This is a genomic window from Bradyrhizobium oligotrophicum (genome assembly GCF_051168495.1).
GTDB lineage: Bacteria > Pseudomonadota > Alphaproteobacteria > Rhizobiales > Xanthobacteraceae > Bradyrhizobium > Bradyrhizobium oligotrophicum_A.
On the sequence record NZ_JBNPVB010000001.1, the window covers coordinates 673,229 to 691,776 of the forward strand.

Annotated in this window: 14 protein-coding genes; 12 read left to right on the plus strand and 2 right to left on the minus strand. The window is 63.4% G+C overall.

The genetic code is table 11. The features are described from left to right. Positions 1-89 precede the first annotated feature (89 nt). Positions 90-1,010, plus strand: coding sequence for a LysR family transcriptional regulator (locus tag ACQR1B_RS02890; RefSeq protein ID WP_434831333.1), 921 nt, complete (start codon positions 90-92; stop codon positions 1,008-1,010). Between the two features lie 56 nt (positions 1,011-1,066). Here ACQR1B_RS02890 and ACQR1B_RS02895 read toward each other — a convergent pair whose 3' ends face one another. Continuing rightward, entirely contained in the window at positions 1,067-3,883 is a 2,817-nt protein-coding gene (locus ACQR1B_RS02895) for a PAS domain-containing protein (protein ID WP_434831332.1), read from the minus strand. A gap of 532 nt (positions 3,884-4,415) precedes the next feature. Here ACQR1B_RS02895 and ACQR1B_RS02900 point away from each other — a divergent pair. The 3 genes from ACQR1B_RS02900 to ACQR1B_RS02910 are packed head-to-tail and all read left to right on the plus strand — an operon-like array spanning position 4,416 to position 8,873. Continuing rightward, the gene (locus tag ACQR1B_RS02900; protein WP_434831331.1) at positions 4,416-5,591 is read left to right on the plus strand and encodes an HlyD family secretion protein; all 1,176 of its coding nucleotides are present in this window, start codon (positions 4,416-4,418) and stop codon (positions 5,589-5,591) included. A gap of 53 nt (positions 5,592-5,644) precedes the next feature. Further along, on the plus strand, positions 5,645-7,921 hold the full coding sequence (locus ACQR1B_RS02905; protein ID WP_434831330.1) for an ABC transporter permease: 2,277 nt from the start codon (positions 5,645-5,647) through the stop codon (positions 7,919-7,921). Next, positions 7,908-8,873, plus strand: a complete 966-nt coding sequence (locus ACQR1B_RS02910; RefSeq protein WP_434831329.1) for an HlyD family secretion protein — start codon at positions 7,908-7,910, stop codon at positions 8,871-8,873. The genes ACQR1B_RS02905 and ACQR1B_RS02910 overlap by 14 nt, the downstream gene beginning before the upstream one ends. 6 nt (positions 8,874-8,879) lie before the next feature. On the opposite strand, the gene ACQR1B_RS02915 is transcribed toward ACQR1B_RS02910, so the two are convergent. Further along, complete coding sequence (locus ACQR1B_RS02915) at positions 8,880-9,899, minus strand: AraC family transcriptional regulator (protein WP_434831328.1); 1,020 nt, start codon at positions 9,897-9,899, stop codon at positions 8,880-8,882. 670 nt (positions 9,900-10,569) lie between these two features. Between ACQR1B_RS02915 and ACQR1B_RS02920 the strand changes: the two genes are divergently transcribed. The 8 genes from ACQR1B_RS02920 to ACQR1B_RS02955 all read left to right on the plus strand — a co-directional run bounded on the left by ACQR1B_RS02920 (position 10,570) and on the right by ACQR1B_RS02955 (position 18,537). Further along, positions 10,570-11,538 carry a helix-turn-helix domain-containing protein gene (locus ACQR1B_RS02920; RefSeq protein ID WP_434831327.1) on the plus strand — a complete coding sequence of 323 codons (969 nt, stop codon included), beginning with the start codon at positions 10,570-10,572 and terminating at the stop codon, positions 11,536-11,538. 22 nt (positions 11,539-11,560) lie between these two features. After that, the gene (locus tag ACQR1B_RS02925; protein ID WP_434831326.1) at positions 11,561-12,358 is read left to right on the plus strand and encodes a PepSY domain-containing protein; all 798 of its coding nucleotides are present in this window, start codon (positions 11,561-11,563) and stop codon (positions 12,356-12,358) included. Positions 12,359-13,441: 1,083 nt separating this feature from the next. After that, positions 13,442-14,098: a c-type cytochrome gene (locus ACQR1B_RS02930; RefSeq protein WP_434831325.1), complete on the plus strand. Its 657-nt coding sequence runs from the start codon at positions 13,442-13,444 to the stop codon at positions 14,096-14,098. An 11-nt stretch (positions 14,099-14,109) separates the two neighbouring features. Next, complete coding sequence (locus tag ACQR1B_RS02935) at positions 14,110-15,366, plus strand: c-type cytochrome (protein WP_434831324.1); 1,257 nt, start codon at positions 14,110-14,112, stop codon at positions 15,364-15,366. A 7-nt stretch (positions 15,367-15,373) separates the two neighbouring features. Continuing rightward, positions 15,374-15,550, plus strand: a complete 177-nt coding sequence (locus ACQR1B_RS02940; protein ID WP_434831323.1) for a hypothetical protein — start codon at positions 15,374-15,376, stop codon at positions 15,548-15,550. Further along, positions 15,547-16,110, plus strand: a complete 564-nt coding sequence (locus tag ACQR1B_RS02945) for a cytochrome C oxidase subunit II (protein WP_434831322.1) — start codon at positions 15,547-15,549, stop codon at positions 16,108-16,110. The genes ACQR1B_RS02940 and ACQR1B_RS02945 overlap by 4 nt, the downstream gene beginning before the upstream one ends. Further along, the gene (locus ACQR1B_RS02950) at positions 16,097-17,722 is read left to right on the plus strand and encodes a b(o/a)3-type cytochrome-c oxidase subunit 1 (protein WP_434831321.1); all 1,626 of its coding nucleotides are present in this window, start codon (positions 16,097-16,099) and stop codon (positions 17,720-17,722) included. The genes ACQR1B_RS02945 and ACQR1B_RS02950 overlap by 14 nt, the downstream gene beginning before the upstream one ends. Continuing rightward, positions 17,719-18,537, plus strand: a complete 819-nt coding sequence (locus ACQR1B_RS02955; RefSeq protein ID WP_434831320.1) for a c-type cytochrome — start codon at positions 17,719-17,721, stop codon at positions 18,535-18,537. The genes ACQR1B_RS02950 and ACQR1B_RS02955 overlap by 4 nt, the downstream gene beginning before the upstream one ends. Positions 18,538-18,548 lie beyond the last annotated feature (11 nt).

The following is an 18,548-nucleotide window of genomic DNA, read 5'->3' on the forward strand; positions in this document are numbered from 1 at the left end:
CATTGGCTGATGACCCTCATCTACGATCTTCCATTTTCCGGCAGTAGGCGCTATTTTCGAGAGCCGATATTTCATTTTTTGGAAGAATGATGGATCGCTTCGAAGCAATGCGGACGCTGGTGGCGGCGGTGGATGGCGGCAGCCTGTCGGCAGCATCGCGCGCGCTCGCCGTGCCCCTGCCGACGGTCAGCCGCTGGATTTCCGATCTGGAAGCGCATCTCGGCTCGCGGCTGCTGGTGCGGACCAGCCGCAAGCTGGTCCTGACCGAGGCCGGCGAAGCCTTCGCGGCTGTGGCGCGGCGTCTGCTCGACGATCTGGCCGAAGCGGAGCGCGCGGCGAGCGGCGAATATCGCGAACCGCGCGGCGAACTGCTGGTGACGGCGCCGATCATGTTCGGCAAGCTTCATGTCGCGCCGCTCGTCCATGCGTTCCTTGCGGCCTATCCGCCGGTCAGCGTGCGGCTGATCCTGTCGGACCACGTCATCGATCTCGTCGACGCGCATGTCGATGTCGCGGTCCGCATCGGCCGCATGCCCGACAGCCAACTGATCAGCCGCCAGGTCGGGCACGTGCGCTGGATCCTCAGCGCCAGTCCGGACTACCTTGCCCGCCGCGGCGAACCCGCCGACCTCGAGGCTCTGCGCGATCATGATTGCATCGCCTTCGAGGGCTTGCAGACCTACCGGAGCTGGACGTTTGGCAGTGGCGCTGGCGAACGCACGGTGCCTATCAAGCCGCGGTTTTCGGTCAACACGGCCGACGCGGTGGTGGAGGCGGCGGCGGCCGGCCTCGGTGTCGCGCGCCTGATGTCATATCAGGTTGCGCGTGCGATCGCTGATGGCCGGCTGGTGACCATCCTGCACCAACGGGATGATCGTCCAACCCCGGTCAATCTCGTGCACCAGCCGCAGCCGGTCCAACCACTCAAGCGCCGGGCCTTTCTGGATTTCGTTGCGCCAAGGCTGAGCCTTGCCTTGGCGAAGATCGAAGAATCCCTTGGGAAGGCGTGAATCGTGCGAGGCGTCGGTCGTTGGGGCGCCACGGCGGTGCAGGTGGTGCTCTCCGATCATTGATCGTTGAAAGCGACGAGGTTGGCCAAGCTTGCCACGAGTTCGTCTCTGACGAAGGGCTTCATCAGCCGCGGCAGGTCTGCCTCAATGCCGGTTCCATCCGCATACCCAGAGATGATGAGGATTGGGGTTCGGGGCCGGAACGCTTGGGCCTGACGAGCCAGATGGACGCCCGTCATTCCGGGCATCAGATGATCCGTGACGATCAGATCCAACGTCGATTCTGAGCGGATGATCCTCATTGCTTGTTCTGCCGATGTCGCCTCGACCACGTCGAAGCCCAAATCAGCGAGCATATCGGCCGTGCTCAGCCGGACGAGATCCTCGTCATCCACCAGCAACACTGTACCCTGCGCCTTTCTATCGATTGCGCGAGTGGAGGACAGCGTCTCCGGCATATCGTCGCTCATCGGTAGCCAAAGCTCCACATTCGTGCCCGCCCCCGGGACACTGCTGATCGTCAATGCTCCTCCCAACTGGGACACGAGCCCATGCACCATCGACAAGCCAAGGCCGGTGCCTTTACCGACGCCCTTGGTCGAGAAGAATGGCTCGACGGCGCGCTTCAGCGTGTCCGGGTCCATTCCCAGGCCACTGTCGACAACCGATAGCCGGACATAGCGTCCGGGCTGCAGGATACTCTCTTCGGTCGGGCTGGCCATCGAAACGGAGGCTGTGATGCGAAGTGTCCCTCCGCTTGGCATGGCGTCTCGGGCATTCACGGAGAGATTGAGGAGCGCCATTTCAACTTGGTGGGAATCGACCCTTGCAGGTGGCAGATCACCTGGTGCATCGATCACGACATCGATCTGCGGCCCCGTGGTGCTCCTGATGAGATCCGCCATTCCGTGCACCAACTGCGCCACGTCAACCGAAACAAGCTGAAGCGGCTGACGGCGAGCAAAGGCGAGCAATCTCTGGACGAGTGTTCTGGCCCTTTCGGCTGATTGGATTGCGCCCCCGATCAATCGCTGCTCCCGCTCGCCGCCAACGTGCCGGCGCTGGAGCATATCGAGCGTGCCGACGATTGGCGTGAGCAGATTATTGAAGTCGTGCGCGACGCCGCCTGTAAGCTGCCCCATTGCTTCCATTTTTTGACTCTGCCGAAGCGCCTCTTCGGCTTCGGCCAGTCTTCGTTGTTCGTGCGTACGCTCGGAAATGTCCCGACCAATCAGAAACGCGCCGATCTGCGCGCCCTGTTCGTCTGCCAGCGGCTCGAATTTCATCTCGTAGAAGCGACGTACAATCGCAACGTCGCCGAATTCCCCCACCGTCGTGAATGCTTCCCCGGACAGGGCTCGATCCCACCCCGCCTTGGCCGCTTCCTTTTGCTCGGGCCTGTCGGCCAGGAATTCCAAGAGCGACTGTCCGAGTGACGGAAGCTTCCCGTAGATCCGAACATATTCCTCGGCGCACGACTTGTTGATGGCCAGCCAGCGATACTCATGATCGATCACCTGGATCTGCGCGTCAGTGGTCTCGACGATCCTCGCAAGCAAATTGCGCTCGGCGGTGCGCTCTGCGACGTGGCTTTCAAGCTTCTCATTCAAGTCTTGCAGGGCAAGTTCAGCGCGGCGTCGGTCGGATATGTCGCTGAACAAGCTCGCAACTCTCCGCTGCTCCGGCGCTCCGACGCGGAAAGCATGAACGTCCCACCACCGACCCAATGATGACGACCCGAACTCTGTCCGCGCTTGTTCGCCCGTCGTGGCGACTCGACCGTAGAACTCGAACCAAAACTGCTCGTGGTCAGGGATCAGATCTCGCATCCGACACCCCAACACGTCGCGCAGCCCGGATTGGCGCTCGAAAGCGGGATTGACTTCGAGAAATCGATAGTCGGCGAGTTTGCCGTTGTCGTCGGGCATCATCTCGATGATACAGAAGCCGACCTGAATGGCCTCGAACAACGTACGGTACCGCTCCTCGTTGACGCGGAGGTGTTCGATGGCGCGCACCTGCTCCGTCACGTCGTAACCGCCCACGAATATGCCGGTCACTTCGCCAGTGTCGTTCCGAACGGGCTCATAGAGGAAATCGATAAATCGTTCGCCATCGTCGCGAGCGAGGCTGATGGGCATCGCGCGGGCGACGAAGCGTTCGCCGCTTGCATTGACGTGGTCGAGCAAATCATAGAAGCCCTGTTCGGCGAGCTCAGGCAGGACTTCGCGCACCGTGCGGCCGAGGAAGTCGCGGTCACCCGCGATCGTGCGATAGGCGTCGTTGACATACTCGTAGCGATGTTCGGAACCAGTCAGGACGCAGACGAAGCCGGGCATCTGTCGCAGCAGGAGGTGTTGTCGGCGTCGCTCCTCGGCGAGCCGCTGAGCGGCCAATACCTGCTCCGTTGTCTCGGTGCACATGACCAGCACACCCCCAACGCCTTCGACCGCGTCCTGGTCATCGATCGGACTATAGCTATAGGTCCAGTAGACGTCCCTCAGCTCACCGTCTCGGGTGATCGGCACGAGTTGGTTCTCATGCCAGGTCGCCCCGCGGCCGGACATGACTTGTTCGATCTGCGGGCCGATGATCGGCCAGATTTCGTCCCAGACCTCTCGCGCAGGGCGGCCGATTGATCCTGGGTGTCGCTCGAAGCCGATGGAAGGGCGATAGGCGTCATTGTAGAAGCAATAGCCTGCCGGACCCCAGAATATGTAGGCGGGATGTCCCGTATTGAGCAGAAGTCGAACCGCCGTCTTGAGTGACTGGGGCCAAGCTTCGGGCCGTCCAAGCGGATGCGTCGACCAATCATAGGCGCGAATGTAAGCGCCCATTTCGCCACCGCCGCTGAGGAACTGTGGCTGTATCATCGGACGGCGCGCCACTCACTGAGACGTTGAAGGGTAAAGGATTAACCATTGACCATAGTACATTGACGGAGAGTTCGTTCAAACGGAATTCGAAAAACGCTTGCGAACGGCGGTTGTTCCATTTCGGCTGAGATGGGGTTGCCGGCACAGGGCCTCGCATCTAACACTTGCCATGTCTTGTCGCGTGGCCAAAGGGTCGCCGACGCCATCCATGCAAAGCAGGCATCCGCGCGCGCTCGCCGCAAGGTTTGCCGGCGGCGTGTCGCGCGGAGCACGGTGTCCAGGAGGCGGGCCCGCCCGAGCAATTTCATTCAAGCCGGCGCAATATTGCGCAATATTGATCGATCCGACGCTCCTATCAAGTCTTGCGGGCGGACCAATCCCCCCGACGATCGAACGGCTGTTGGACGGTCGAGCGTCGGCGACGGCAAGCAATATCGGAGTTGAAGGAGCGGAAGTGGCAGCCGCTCGTTCGTGAAATGGACGTCCAAGTCTTTCGCGGTGCATCGGCGCACCTCGGCGCGCAAGACGCTTGAAGGACGCCCGCGCCGCGCGATGGTCGGCATGCGATGCGCCTGCCACAAAGTCTTTCTCGAGCGCTCGGCTCGATGAGGACGACGAGCTCCACCCACTGAATCGTTCGATGACAGAGTCGTTCATGGATCATATTGCAAGCGTCGAAGAGCGACGGTCCTCCGATCATGATGATCAGGCGGTTCGCAAACATTCCACCCAAGTCCCGGTTCTGATCGTCGTGCTGGTCGCGGCGGCGGTCACCGGCCTGTCGGTGTTCTACCTCTCGAGGCCACAGCCGCTATTGGTCCAGGGTGAGGTCGATGCGACGCGGCTCGATATCGCTGCCCGTGTCGACGGCAGGGTGAAGGACGTGCCGGTCGCGCGCGGCCAGAACGTCGCGTCCGGAGCCGTGCTCGTGAGCATCGAAAATCCGGAGACGATCGCGAAGCGAGACCAGATGGTGGCGGCAAAGGCCGTCGCCGAGGCCCAGCTCGCCAATGTCCTCGTAGGGACTCGGGCAGAAACCATTGCGGTCCGGAAAGCCGAGTTGGCGCGCGTGCAGGCCGGCCGGGTTCTCGCCCAAAAGACGTTCGATCGAATCCATACGTTGACCGATCAGGGCAATTCGCCGCAGGCGCGCCTGGATCAAGCGACCGACTCGCTTCACGAGAGCGAGCGAGCCGTGGACCAGGCCCAGTCGGCCTACGAGCAGGCCGTCAACGGCCATACCAAGGAAGAACGCGATATCGCCAGAGCCAACGTGGAAAAGGCCGATGCCGACATCCGGGCCGTGCAGTCGGCCATCGACCAACTCGTCGTCCAGGCGCCGATTGCGTCTCAGGTCTATCAGCGTAACGTCGAGCCGGGCGAGTATGTCGCGCCGGGTGTCCCTCTGATGTCTCTGATCGACCTCGCCGATGTCTGGATCCACTTCGATCTTCGCGAAGATCTCATCAAGACGCTGAAGATCGGCGACCGGCTCGATGTGCGGATTCCTGCACTCGGTGACCGTCGCATCGCGGTCGTCGTCAAGCTGATCGCGACGAAAGGCGAATATGTGAGCTGGCGCGCCACGCGGGCGACGGGCGATTTCGATCTGCGGACGTTCTCGATCCGCGCCTACCCGGTCGAGCCGATACCCGAGCTGAGGCCGGGCATGAGCGCCTATCTCGACTGGGGGGCGCGCCAATGACGGAGGCATCTGCGTCTGGATTCCTGTGTGTCGCACGGCGAGAGTGCCGATGGTTGCTTCATGATCGGGTCGCTCTGATCCTGATCTTCGCCGTCCCTCTCTTTGCGTTCCTGGTTCTCACGATCGTGTTCAGCCACTCCGTCATTCGCGGGCTTGGCGTGACGGTCGTCGACGAAGACAGGTCGGATGCCTCGCATGCGGTGGCCGAATACATCGCAGCATCTCCGAGTCTACGGATCGTCGACCGGTCTGCGACGTTGTCGGATGCGGTGGCTGATTTGCGCTCCGGCAAGTCGATCTCCGCGGTCTACATTCCTCCGAATTTCGAACGAGACCTGCAGGCTCAGCGGCGGCCGCAGGTCGTCGGGTTCTATAACCAGCAGTTCCTGACGGCGGCGGGAATCGCCTCTTCCGGCCTCAGCGATGCCTTGTCTGCCGCCGCAGCTGCGGCTGCTCCCGCCAGCCGGGCGGCCCCTGCGCCAGCTTCCATCGGCACGCTCGTGAGTGAGACGATCACGCTCGTCAATCCGCAGAAGAACTACGCCCAGTTTCTGCTGCGGACCCTGCTGCCGATGGTGCTGCACGCGATCATCACCCTCGCAGGCGGGTATTCGGTCGGATCCGAATTTCGCAGGCGAAACGCGCGGGAATGGATCGCGTGTGCCGGCGGCAACCCGATCGTTGCCCTGGCCGGGAAGCTCGCTCCGCTGGTCGGCATATTCGCCTCGATCATGTGGGTGGAGCCGTTGCTTCTGGAAGGTGTGCTCGAGATCCCGTTCAAGGGCGATCTGCCGATGATGATCGCTTCGAGCCTGCTGCTGATCGTTTCCTATCTCTCGCTCGGCGCGCTGCTGCAGTTGGTAGCGCGTGATTTGGCGACGGGGCTGGGATTGGCCGGACTATTCGTGTCGCCCGCCTTCGGCTACGCGGGCGTCGGCTTCCCGATCAGCGGCATGAACGCCTTCGCGCAGTGCTGGAGTGCGGCGTTGCCGCTGCGCTGGTACATGTCGATATTGCTGGAGCAGGCGGCGCGGGGGCTTCCGGTCTCGGAATCGGCGTTTCCGTTTGCGGTGCTCGCGGGCCTGACGGCGCTATATGGCACGCTCGCATGGCTGCGCATCAGGAGCCTGATCCGCAGCCATTGGTTTGAGACGGACGGCGCACCGAAACAGCCGGAGGTCGACGCGAGCTCGCCCGGGGTCGGCGGTGCATTCCTGGCCGAGTGGCGGCGCGTGCTGGGCAATCGGAGCGCATTCACCATCTTCGTTCTCGCTCCGCTCATCTACGGCATCTACTATCCGCAGCCCTATCTCAACCAGATCCTGCGAAAGCTCCCGATCGCGGTCGTCGACAACGATATGAGCGACATCAGCCGTCAGATCGTGGAGACGCTGGATGCGAGTGGTGCATTGAGGGTTGCCTCTCGGCCGCAAACGCTCGCCGAGGCGCGTGCGGACATCGACCGCGGGCGGGCCTTCGCGGCCGTCGAAGTGCCGCCCGGCACCGAGCGCGATCTGCTCAAGGGCATCAATGTTCACATTCCCGTCTACGCCGATGCGACCTACCTGTTCATCTTCAGGTCGACCGCAGGTGGGGTCGCCGCCGCAATCGGCAGTTTGACGTCCGAGCTGATATCCCGCGGCGGCCGCGCGGATGGCAGCCTCGTCAAGGCGAAGCTGGCGGCGATAAGCCCCGCGGACGTCCTGCTGCAGCCGGTGTTCAATCCGGTGGGCGGCTACGCCAGCTATATCGTTCCGGCGGCGTTCACGCTCATCCTCCAGCAAACGCTGTTGATCGGGGTGGCGATGCTGACACGCGCGGCGCTGAACGGGGGCGGCGGCGGCATCGTCGCCGGGGTGGCCGGCCGCGGCGTCGCACATCTGACGATCTATCTGCCGGCGCTTGCGCTCTATCTGATCGTCCTTCCGCACGTGTACGGCTTTTCGACTCTTGGTGATGTTCCGCAATTATTCGCGCTCGCATCGCTGTTTCTGCTTGCGACGAGCTTCCTGGGGCAGGCCATTGGGACGGCGTTCACCAGACCGGAAAACGCGACTCTGCTGCTGTTGGCGACGAGCTTGCCGCAGTTCTTCACGACCGGCTTTGCGTGGCCGCGCGAAGCGATCCCGGATGTTGCGCTTGTCTTTGGGCGTATCTTTCCGGTCGATTTCGCGATCGACGGTCTGGTCCGCATCAATCAGCTGGGCGCGAGCCTGTGGGAGGTCACGTCAAGCTGGCTCGGGCTGTGGTGTCTGACGGTGGTCTATTTTGGTCTTGCTGTGATCTCCGCGTTCGTGGCCAAGAAGAGGCTGGCAAATGCCCAAGCTTAAGCGTGCCTTGCTGGCCGCCATCGTCGCTGCGCTTCTTGCCGGCATCGTCATCTACGACATGAGGTTGGACGAGTCGGCGCCGCCGATCGTAGGCGTCGTGCGCGCAACCGAACTCAGCATCGAACCGGAGCTGGGCGGACGGCTCGCCTCGATGAGCGTCCGAAAGGGGGCACGCGTCCGTGCGGGGGATGTCGTGGCGACACTGTCGGCCATGGAATTGACGGCCCAGCTCGACCAGGCGCGCGCCGCCCTGGCGTTGGCGGCGGCGAACCGTGACCACGTCCATGCCGGGGTTCGCCGCGAGCAGATCGATTCGCTGAAGAGCGAAATTGCCAAGGCTGGTGCTCGCCTCGACTATGTCCAAGCCCAGTTGACGCGGACGAGCACGCTGGCTCGTCAAAATTTCGAGTCACAGCAGGCTCTCGACCAGGTCCAGAACGACTCCGACATCGCGGCCGCGGATGTCGCTCGAGCACGGGCCAATTACGAGGCGGCCGTGGCCGGGCCGACGCCGGAGGAACGTGCGATTGCGGATTCGCAGGTGCGAGCCGCATCCGCCGCGCTTGTGGTGCTCGAGCGCAGGCTGGACAAGATGGTCTTGCGTGCGCCGGCGGATGGCGTGGTGAGCGTCGTCGCCGCGGAAGTGGGGGAAAACATCCGTGCGGGTCAGGCCGTCCTGACGATCGAAGCAACCGGCAAGGAGTGGCTGTCTTTCAACCTGCGCGAAGACGACCTCGATGGCCTGACGGTTGGCAAGGACGTCAATGTGGGCAGGACCGGAGGGACGCTCACGGGGCGTGTGACGGAACTGCGGCGACTCGGAGCGTTCGCGACATGGCAGGCGCGAAGGGTGGTCGGCGATCATGATCGAAGCACCTTGCGGCTGCGTGTCGATCCTTCGAACGACATGGCGGAGCTGGAGCCCGGCATGACCGTCTGGATCGGGCGATAGGGTGGGTCACCGGATGCGTGACCGTCCATCCGTCGTTTCGCTCGGTTCGTTTCTGATCTGGTTTGGCGTTTTTTTTGTCCAGCGTTGGAATGCACGCCTGAATGCAGCTCCATCGCTGAAACCCAATGCGACCGCGATGTCGTCGTTCGTGAGGGCGGTACCGCGGAGATATTCCAATGCCAAACGGCTCCTCAGTTCATCGCGTAGCCCTCTGAAGGAGAGACCTTGCCGTTCGAGCGCCCGTCGAAGCGACCGTTCATTCGAGCCGAGGCGGCGCGCAATCGAACTGAATGCGGGAGGATCGGCAATGTCGCGCAACAGGATCTCACGGATCTGCCCGGCGGCGCCGGCGCGCAACGCGAGATCGGCAAGGAGCTTGTTGCAGACGTCGACCACATGTGAATAGGTCGTCCTGTTGCCGAAAGTCGCCCTCTCGTCGAGCCATTTGGTCTGGAAAACGATCTCGTTCGCCTGGCGCGAGTAGCGAACTTCGCAACCCACCTCGCTCGAGCTGATGCCGAAGCCGGTTGCATATTTCAGATGAATTTCCTGCGGCACGAATGCGGGACCCATGAGGTCCCGCATCAGGGAGATATGAACGCCGATCTGCTTCTCGAGCACGAAACGATAGAGGGGCTGGTCGTCCAACGTGTGCGCGTTGGGTTCGATGGTCCAGGTCGCCAGCTCACCGTCTTCCTCGAGACGAACCATCGCCAGGGGCGTGGCCAGCACGTGGTAGCGCAGCGCGAAATCGCAGGCTGTCCGAAAGTCCGGACTGCACAGGATGGCATACCCGTACATCCCGTAAGCCGATACGTGAACCGTCTGGCCAATGCGATAAGCGAGATGTGGGTCGGTCGACAGCCGGATGGCGTTCCGATAGGCCGTCATCAACTGGCTGAGGGAAATCCGCGTATCGGGCGAATGAACGTCCTGGACGTTCAGATCGGTGCCCTTCAACGCGTCTGCCGGCGCGTGGCCTTGATGGACCAGCGCGTCGTAGACCGACGCGAGCTTGGTCGGCATGTAGAGCCGCTCGTGTATTCCAACAGCAGAGGTGTCCGTCGTCCCGATGTCGTCCGAGCCATGTCGGCGCGAAGACGTGCTGGGCTGTCGCAATGATCTCGCCCCTTCAACTGAAATGGATTGCGCCCAACCTGGCGTCGAAATGCGGTGCGGCCGGACGCGATGATGAGGTTGCCGGTGATGCCCCCGCCGACGGCGTTTTTAGGGGTGTGCGTCGCGACAATCAAGGCGAGAGCACATGACAATCAAGATCAGGGCGTCCCGGCGTCAACGTGACGAAGGTCGCGGCCGTCAGGACCGCACCAGCCGCGGGCGTCCATTGCGCACCGTCCGTGGCCTGGTCCGGTTGTTGCGCGTGCGGGCCGGGCTGGTCGCCTGACCGTGGGTGACGCGTCGAGAGGTTTGCAATTCCGCCGAGCATCGATCGACGATGGATGCAACTATTGATTGGTGTTGCCGAAGTCTGGAGCATGATCTCGGGCTAGACCGCAAATCCTCTTGATGGTCGACCTTACGTGGAGCATCGCGAACGGCGGCACGAGTCGACATCGCGATGTCAGGGACGGCTGATCTTGTGAGTCGTGGCTGGCTTGTCCGTTTTGGTCTGTCTTCTGTCCGTTTTGAGCCTTCACAGGCAAAAGTCGCCCGCGATACAAGCTCGGCAATGTCAATGAACGCGCCGAGCCGCGAAGGTCCGCACGAAATGCTCATGAGAGTTCGACACGAAAGGGCTGGGATCTGCAGCACCCACCTGTCGCGAGCGCAGGTTGGTGAGCGTCCGCAACTGGCAACGAGCGAAGGGCGGGGCTGGGACGGAATTTGGTTGGAAGAGTACGGCCCGTTTCACGCTACCGACGCCGAGCCGATGCCGCCTCGTGACCATCATGTCATATTGATTGCACGAGATCATTCGTCGTACATCCTCCAGCAGCGTCTGGGTCAGTGCGTGGAAGGCCCGTTGAGACCCGGCGACATGTCGATGATCCCTGCCGGCCATACGGCGACGTTCCGCGGCCGTTTGCCGTCTCACCTGCGCATCGGGCTGTCGGTCGATCATCTGATCGAGGCGGCAGAAGAGCTCGGAAGGAACGGCGCGTATGCGCGGCCTGAACTGGCAAATGTCTTCCGCGCCCAGGACCAGTTCGTCGAACGCCTTGGCGCGATCTTTTTATCCGAACTGCAGCGGCCGCCTCATTTAACACAGGACCTCCTGATCGGATCTCTCACCATGACGCTGTCGGCACATCTGCTGCGCAGCTATGGCGCATCGTCCGAAGCGTATGGCGGTGTTGCTGGAAGCAACGTCGCCGCCATCCGCAGGGCTCTGGAGTTCATGAGGCAGCCGCCGGACACGAGAATCTCGCTGGCCGATCTTGCCGACGCTTCGGGGATTAGCCGCTTCCACTTGACCCGCCTCTTCAAGAAGCACTTTGGGTTGTCTCCGATCGCCTACCTGGAGCGCACGCGAATCGAGCGTACCAAGGACTTGATCCTTCGTGCCGAGATGTCGCTCGCCGAGGTCGCGCTGACCGCGGGCTTCGCGGATCAAAGCCATTTCACGCGTCGTTTCAAACACTACGTCGGACACACGCCAGGTATGTATGCGCGTGAGCATGCCCGAAAGCGGCCGCCGTCGTAGGCGCCATGGAATCCGCGGGGGCTTGGCCGAGGTCGCGGCGGGCGTGACGGCAGGAACGTTCGAGATGGACTATGTCACGCCTCTTCGTTTCGCGCCTCCCATCGTCCTGGTCGCGGACCGGTCAGTCAGCACGAAGCAACATGTCGAGAAGTCTGTAGCGATGAAACCTGGACGTATTGGACAATCCCCGCGCCATATCACGCAAGGCAGGGCTCCGACGAACATGCGGCCCCTGTTGCGAGCGGGCCTTGCTGCGCTGACGCTGGTGACGGCGACAGCGGCGCATGCCGATATCGGGCGCGCGCATACGGACGCGTCGGTCGAGGAGTCCGTGCCAAGCGGCGCGGTGTCGGAGGTGGACGCGCGTCAGGTCGAAATCGATAGGTTCAAGGCCGCCCCGGTATCCCTGCGCGAAGCACTCGCGATCGTCCAGGATCGCCGCGGCGGATCTCGCGCAGTGGACGCGAGTTTCGACAGCGAAGCCGGCGTCTCGACCTACCAGATCAGGACGCAGAGAGGAAATCGTCTGTGGCAGGACGTCGTCGATGCACATACCGGGGCTACGATCAACACCGAGGCGGGGTCCGCCCTCGCCGATCTGGCAAAGCCTGATCGCGAGCTGCTCGCTAGGCTGGGCGCGGTTCGGCAGGAACTGTCGGACGCGGTGATCGTGGCTGAGCGAAATACCCGCGGAAGAGCCATTAGTGCCGGGCTCATGGTCGAACGAGGCCGGCTGCAGTTCGTGATCGTGTGCGTCGCGGGCAACGATCTCAAGCAAGTCATGCTCGAGCCGCCGGCACCTCGCGCCCGCGCCAAATGATGGTCAAGCAGAAGGGGCTGTACGAATGAAGGATGCGATGACGATCGACCTGCATGTCGACGCGCGCGATCGGCGCGGCCTGGTGTCGATGCTCGGGCCAACGAGGATGAAAGGCGCGTTGCAGCGAACGAGCACTCTTGTGTGTGCCGCGGGCGTTCTGCTAGTTTTGGTGACGCCTCTCGTTGCTCAAGGAACGTCGGAGGAGCGGGAGGCCTGCACGCCGGACGTGTTTCGTCTATGCAGCTCATTCATTCCCGATCCGACGGCAATCACCGGGTGCCTTCGGAGGAAGAAATCGGACTTAAGTGTTCATTGTAGGAATGTCATATTTCCCTTGACGCGATTGGAGGACGTGAGCGCAGGTTCCAACTCGCCAGAAAAGAGTTCGCGATGAGCGACGCGGACCAATGACGGGCTCACGTGCGTGAAGGACACGTCTTCGGGCCGCGTTCAGGGCGCGGGCTACCAGAACGCCGGCTCGATGATGATGAAAGCGCGTCGCCTTGACGCATGATGCCATGGTCCAGGTGCCCTCGTCGAGGGAGTGAGCTACTCTGAGGCCAATTCCAATCTCGCAACATGCGGACGGGACGTTTCCGCCGTTCATAGCCTGCTGAATTTTCTCGTTGATGATGCGCAGGCAACGAACCGCTCAATGAAGATGCAGGGTGGCCCGGAATTTCTCACGGGGCACTCTCGGGCTGATGTCGCCCTGCCGGGGCTGGTGGTCATTTTCGCCACGAGGCTATCGAGGGACGGGCATCCTGCCGGACGCCGAGCGTGCGCCCGTCAGGCGGATGAAGCTGAATGGCGGCGCTGCTGCGCCGTCATGTTCCGAAGTCGTCACGATCCATCAACGTCGCGGGCGGGACATTGCCGGCCGCGGCGGTCCTGAATCGGCAGCTGCCGATCTCGAACACGAAAACCGACGGAGCAGGGGCCGGAAAACAAGGCTTCGACCAGATGTCAGTAGAGACTCACGATTCCGCCTTCCAGACGATCCCATACGAGAAGCCGTCATCCAGGATTCGCATTGCACTGCGCCTGTTGACGGTCGGCCTGCTTCTTGCCGTGGGGCTTCAGATGTCGCCCGCACGATCGCAGAGCGTCGGTCAGCCGCCGGACACGATGGCGGCGCGCGTCGAGGCGTGCACGCCCTGCCACGGCAACAAGGGCGAGGGGACGAGCGACGTCTACTTCCCACGTCTCGCCGGCAAGCCGGCCGGCTATCTCTACAATCAGCTGCTCGCGTTCCGCGGCGGCCGGCGCAAATATCCGCCGATGAATTATCTGCTGGAATTCCTGCCCGATTCCTATCTTCAGGAGATGGCGGACTATTTCGCCAGCCAGCGTCCGCCGCTGCCGCAACCCGTCACGAGCGAGGCGAGCGGCGACGTTCTGCGGCGCGGCGAGGCGCTGGTGAGCGGCGGCGATGCGGCCGCGCAGATCCCGGCCTGTGCCAGTTGTCATGGTCCGGGCCTGACCGGCATGGAGCCCGGCATCCCCGGCCTGCTCGGGCTGCGGCCCAGTTACGTCAGCGCCCAGCTCGGCGCCTGGCGCTACGGCACCCGCACGGCCAAGGCGCCGGACTGCATGCAGCGGGTGGCGGCGAGGCTGACCGAGGCTGATGTGACGGCGGTCGCGGCCTATCTCGCGACCCTGCCTGTGTCCGAGAACGCGGCGCCATCGCCGAAGGGAGCCTATGCCCTGCCGTTCTCCTGCGGCAGCGCGCCGAATTGAGGAGCGGGATCATGCAACGGATGTTCCATCTCCTGTCGGTGCTGCTGGTGTCCCTGTTCGCGACGCCTGGTCTCCATGCGCAGCAGGACAGGACGGCCAGAAGCAACGACATCGTGGCACGTGGCGAATATCTGGCGCGGGTCGGCGACTGCATCGCTTGCCACACCGCCCCGGAGGGACGGCCGTTCGCCGGCGGACGCGCCATGGCGACGCCGTTCGGCGCGCTCTACAGCTCCAACATCACGCCAGATGCCGAAACCGGCATCGGCAAGTGGAGCGCCGACGATTTCTACAGAACGATGCATTCCGGCCGTTTTCCCGATGGCGGCCTGATCTATCCGGCGATGCCATTCGCCTCCTACACCAAGGTGACGCGGGCCGACAGCGATGCGATCCTCGCCTACCTGAAATCGATCCCGGCCGTTGCTCAGAAGAACCGCGACCACGACCTGCGCTTTCCCTACAATAACCGGGAGTTGATCCTGGGCTGGCGCACCCTGTTCTTCCGTGAAGGCGAGTACAGGAACGATCCTTCCAAGTCCGCCGAGTGGAATCGCGGTGCCTATCTCGTCGAGGGGCTCGGCCATTGCGGCATGTGCCATTCGCCGATCAATGCGCTCGGCGGCAGTTCGCAGTCGGACGCCTTCAAGGGCGGCCTGATCCCGATGCAGAACTGGTACGCACCGTCGCTGACATCGAACCGGGAGGCGGGGCTCGGCGACTGGAGCATCAAGGACATTACGGATCTGCTGCAGACCGGCGTGTCGAATCGCGGCGTGGTCTACGGTCCGATGGCCGAGGTCGTTCATAACAGCCTGCAATATCTCACCGACGACGACGCCCGCGCGATGGCGGTTTATCTGAAAGGCATCGCCGAGCCGTCGCCGAAGGCGCCGCCGGTGTCTTCCCTGCCGGGCAGCGAGAGCAGTCTCCTGATCAGCCTCGGCAAGACCGTCTACGATTCGCGTTGCGCGAGCTGCCATGGCACGCAGGGCGAGGGCAGGCCGCCGCACTGGCCGCCGCTCGCCAACAACCAGTCGATCGAGATGTCGTCGGCCGTCAATCCGATCCGCATGGTGCTGAACGGCGGCTATCCGCCGGGCACCAAGGGCAATCCGAGACCCTACGGCATGCCGCCTTTCGCCGGCCTTCTGTCGGACAACGAGATTGCCGCCGTGGTCAGCTATATCCGCACGTCCTGGGGCAATCGCGGTGCGCCGGTCAGCGCCCGCGAGGCCAACGAACTGCGCTCCGCGCCGCTCGATTGAGGAGACCATGCTCAATTCCGATCCTTCCGAGCGAGACGCGCCTGACGACCAGTCCGTCGGACGCATCGTTGCCGCCGGCCCGCACGGTGCGCTGATCGTTGCCGGTATCGCCACCGCCATCGTCGTCGCGCTGTGGCTGGCCTTCTATCTGTTCGTGTTCCTGCCGCGTGGAGCATTGCAATGAGCGTGCATGAGCGCCACGACGGTGCCGCGGTCGCGGCCCGCACAGAGCGCAACTGGGCCATGATCTCGATCGTCATCATCATCGTGATGACCTTGCTCGCGGCGGTCGCGGGCTTGCACCGGGCGACCATGCCGCAGGCCCGCGTCGAAACCGCCGATCCGGCGCGGCTGCATCTCGCGGGCGAGTTCGTCGAGGCCAATCTCGGCAGCGAGCTCGAAGCCGACGGCTCGGTGACGGTGCGTGCAATCGGCCAGCAATATTCCTTCACGCCGGCCTGCATCCTGGTGCCTGCGGACACCCCGATCACCCTGCGCGCAACCAGCGCCGACGTCGTGCACGGGATTTTGGTCCAGGGCACCAACGTCAATACCATGCTGGTGCCCGGCTATATCTCGGAGCAGTTCATGCGCTTTGCCAGGACCGGCGACTATCTGATGCCGTGCCAGGAGTTCTGCAGCTTCGGGCACGAAGGCATGTGGGGCAAGGTGAGGGTGATCGACAAGGCTGCTTTCGCCGAGCGCGCGAAGAGCGGCGGGAGGCTGAGCTGTGTTGGCGAATAGGAAGCTCATCCTGGCGCATTTCTGGCTGGCCTTCGCGGTGTTCGCTCTCGCGCTGGTGCTCGGCGCCTGGCAGATGTTCATCCGCAGCCCGCTGCATACCTGGCTGTCGAATCCCGAATGGTACTATCGCTCGCTGACGGCCCATGGCACGGCGATGGCCTATGTATTTCCGACCCTGGTCGCGATGGGGTTCGGCTATGCCATCAGCGAGTCGGCGCTGTCGCAGCGCCTGATCGGCGTGCGCTGGGCGTGGGCCGGGCTCGGCATGCTGGCGGTGGGCGCCGTCATGGCGATGGTTCCGGTCTCGCTGGGACGCGCCTCGGTGCTCTACACGTTCTATCCGCCGCTGATCGGCAGCCCGTTCTATTATATCGGCGTGGTGCTGGTCGTGGTCGGCTCGTGGGTCTGGGTCGCGCTGATGGCGATCAACCTGTGGGTCTGGAAGAAGGCCAATCCGGGGGCACCGGTGCCGTTGGCGATGTTTGCCAATGTCGCGGGCGCCTCGCTCTGGGCCTGGACTGCCGTGGGGGCCGCGCTCGAACTGGTGCTGCAGATCATCCCGGTCGCGCTCGGCCTGAAGACGACCATCGATGCCGGGCTCGCCCGTGTGTTCTTCTCATGGACCCTGCATGCGATCGTCTATTTCTGGCTGGTCCCGAGCTACATCGCCTACTACACGATCCTGCCGCGTGCGATCGGCGGCCGGCTCTACAGCGACACCATGGCGCGGATCTCCTTCATCCTGTTCCTGGTGGTGGCGATGCCGATCGGCATCCATCACGTCTTTGCCGATCCGATGGTCGGCGCCGGATTCAAGTTCATCCATTCCGCCTTCACCGCGCTGGTGGCGCTGCCGACCTTGTTGACGGTGTTCACGATCACAGCCTCGGTGGAGATCGCGGCGCGGCTGCGCGGTGGTCGCGGCCCGCTGGGCTGGGTCACCGCGCTGCCCTGGGGCAATCCGGTGATGCTGGCGGCGACGTTCTCCTTCGTCATGCTCGGATTCGGCGGCGCTGGCGGGCTCATCAACATGAGCTACCAGCTCGATGCCTCCATCCACAACACGCAGTGGATCACCGGCCACTTCCATCTGATCTTCGGCGGCGCCATCGTCATCATGTATTTCGCGATTGCCTATGATCTCTGGCCGCATCTCACGGGACGCGCGCTTGCCGATCTCAGGCTGATGCGGATCCAGCTCTGGCTGTGGTTCGTCGGCATGGTCGTGACCACGTTCCCGTGGCACTATGTCGGCATCCTCGGCATGCCGCGCCGCATGGCGTATTTCGATTTCAGCAATCCTGCGCTGGCGCCCGAGGCGTTGTCGGTCGTCATTTCGGTGGCCGGCGCCGTCATCCTGCTGGTGTCGGGCATGCTGTTTCTCGTGATCCTGGCCCGCGGCCAGATGACGCCGCAGCACGACGCCGGCGCCTACCGTTTCAGCCGGGCCCTGCATCCCCCCGCCACGCTGCCGGTGGCGCTCAACAGCCACGGGCTGTGGATTGCGCTGATGATCGTGCTGACCATCACCAACTACGGGGTCCCGATCTTCAACCTCGCCTTGAGGTCGGACACCTCCGTACCCGCGGTCTATGTGGGGGCGCAGCGATGAACGACGGCGGGTTGTTTTCGTTTCGCAATCCTCATTTCAGGATCAGCGTCGGCCTGACGCTCGGCCTGCTGATGTTGACGGCGCTGACCGGCTTCGTCGTGCTGCCCTACGCGCAGCGCGAGCTGGAATTCGCCGGTCTGTGGGACGCGATCTGCAGCGCCGCCGGCCTGTCGCGCGACACGGTGCCCGTGGCATCCGTCAAGCCGGCGCCGGTGCCGACGTCCAAGGTCGTGCTGACGGCGGCGACCATGGCGCGTCCCGGCCAGCAATCGATCGGCCGCGGTGCGACGCTGGCGCAGCGCTGCGCCATCTGCCACGGGCCGACGGGCATCAGCCGGGCCGACGCTCCCAATCTGGCCGGCCAATATGGCGCGGTGATCTACAAGCAACTCGAGGACTTCCGCTCCGGCGCACGGACCAATGCGGTGATGTCGCCATTCGCTGTCAATCTGTCCGATCAGGACATCGTCGATCTCGCAGCCTATTACGCCTATCTGCCGCGGCTGCCGGCCTATCATCCCGGGCCGCAGCTGCAGCCGACCCGCATCGTTGTCTACGGCGCGCCGAGCCGCGGCATCGCGCCCTGCGGCGCCTGCCATGGCAGCCTCGACAACAAGCCCGGCAGCCCATGGCTCGAAGGGCAGTCCGCGGTCTATCTGAAAGCCCAGTTGGAGGCCTTCGCATCCGGCCAGCGCCGCAACGACATCAGCGCCCAGATGCGCAATGTCGCGCGTGCCATGACGGCTCGAGAGATCGACGAGGCCGCCGCCTACTACGCCTCCCAGCCGTCCGAGGTGATCAATGCGGCGGAATAGGTCGCCCGCCA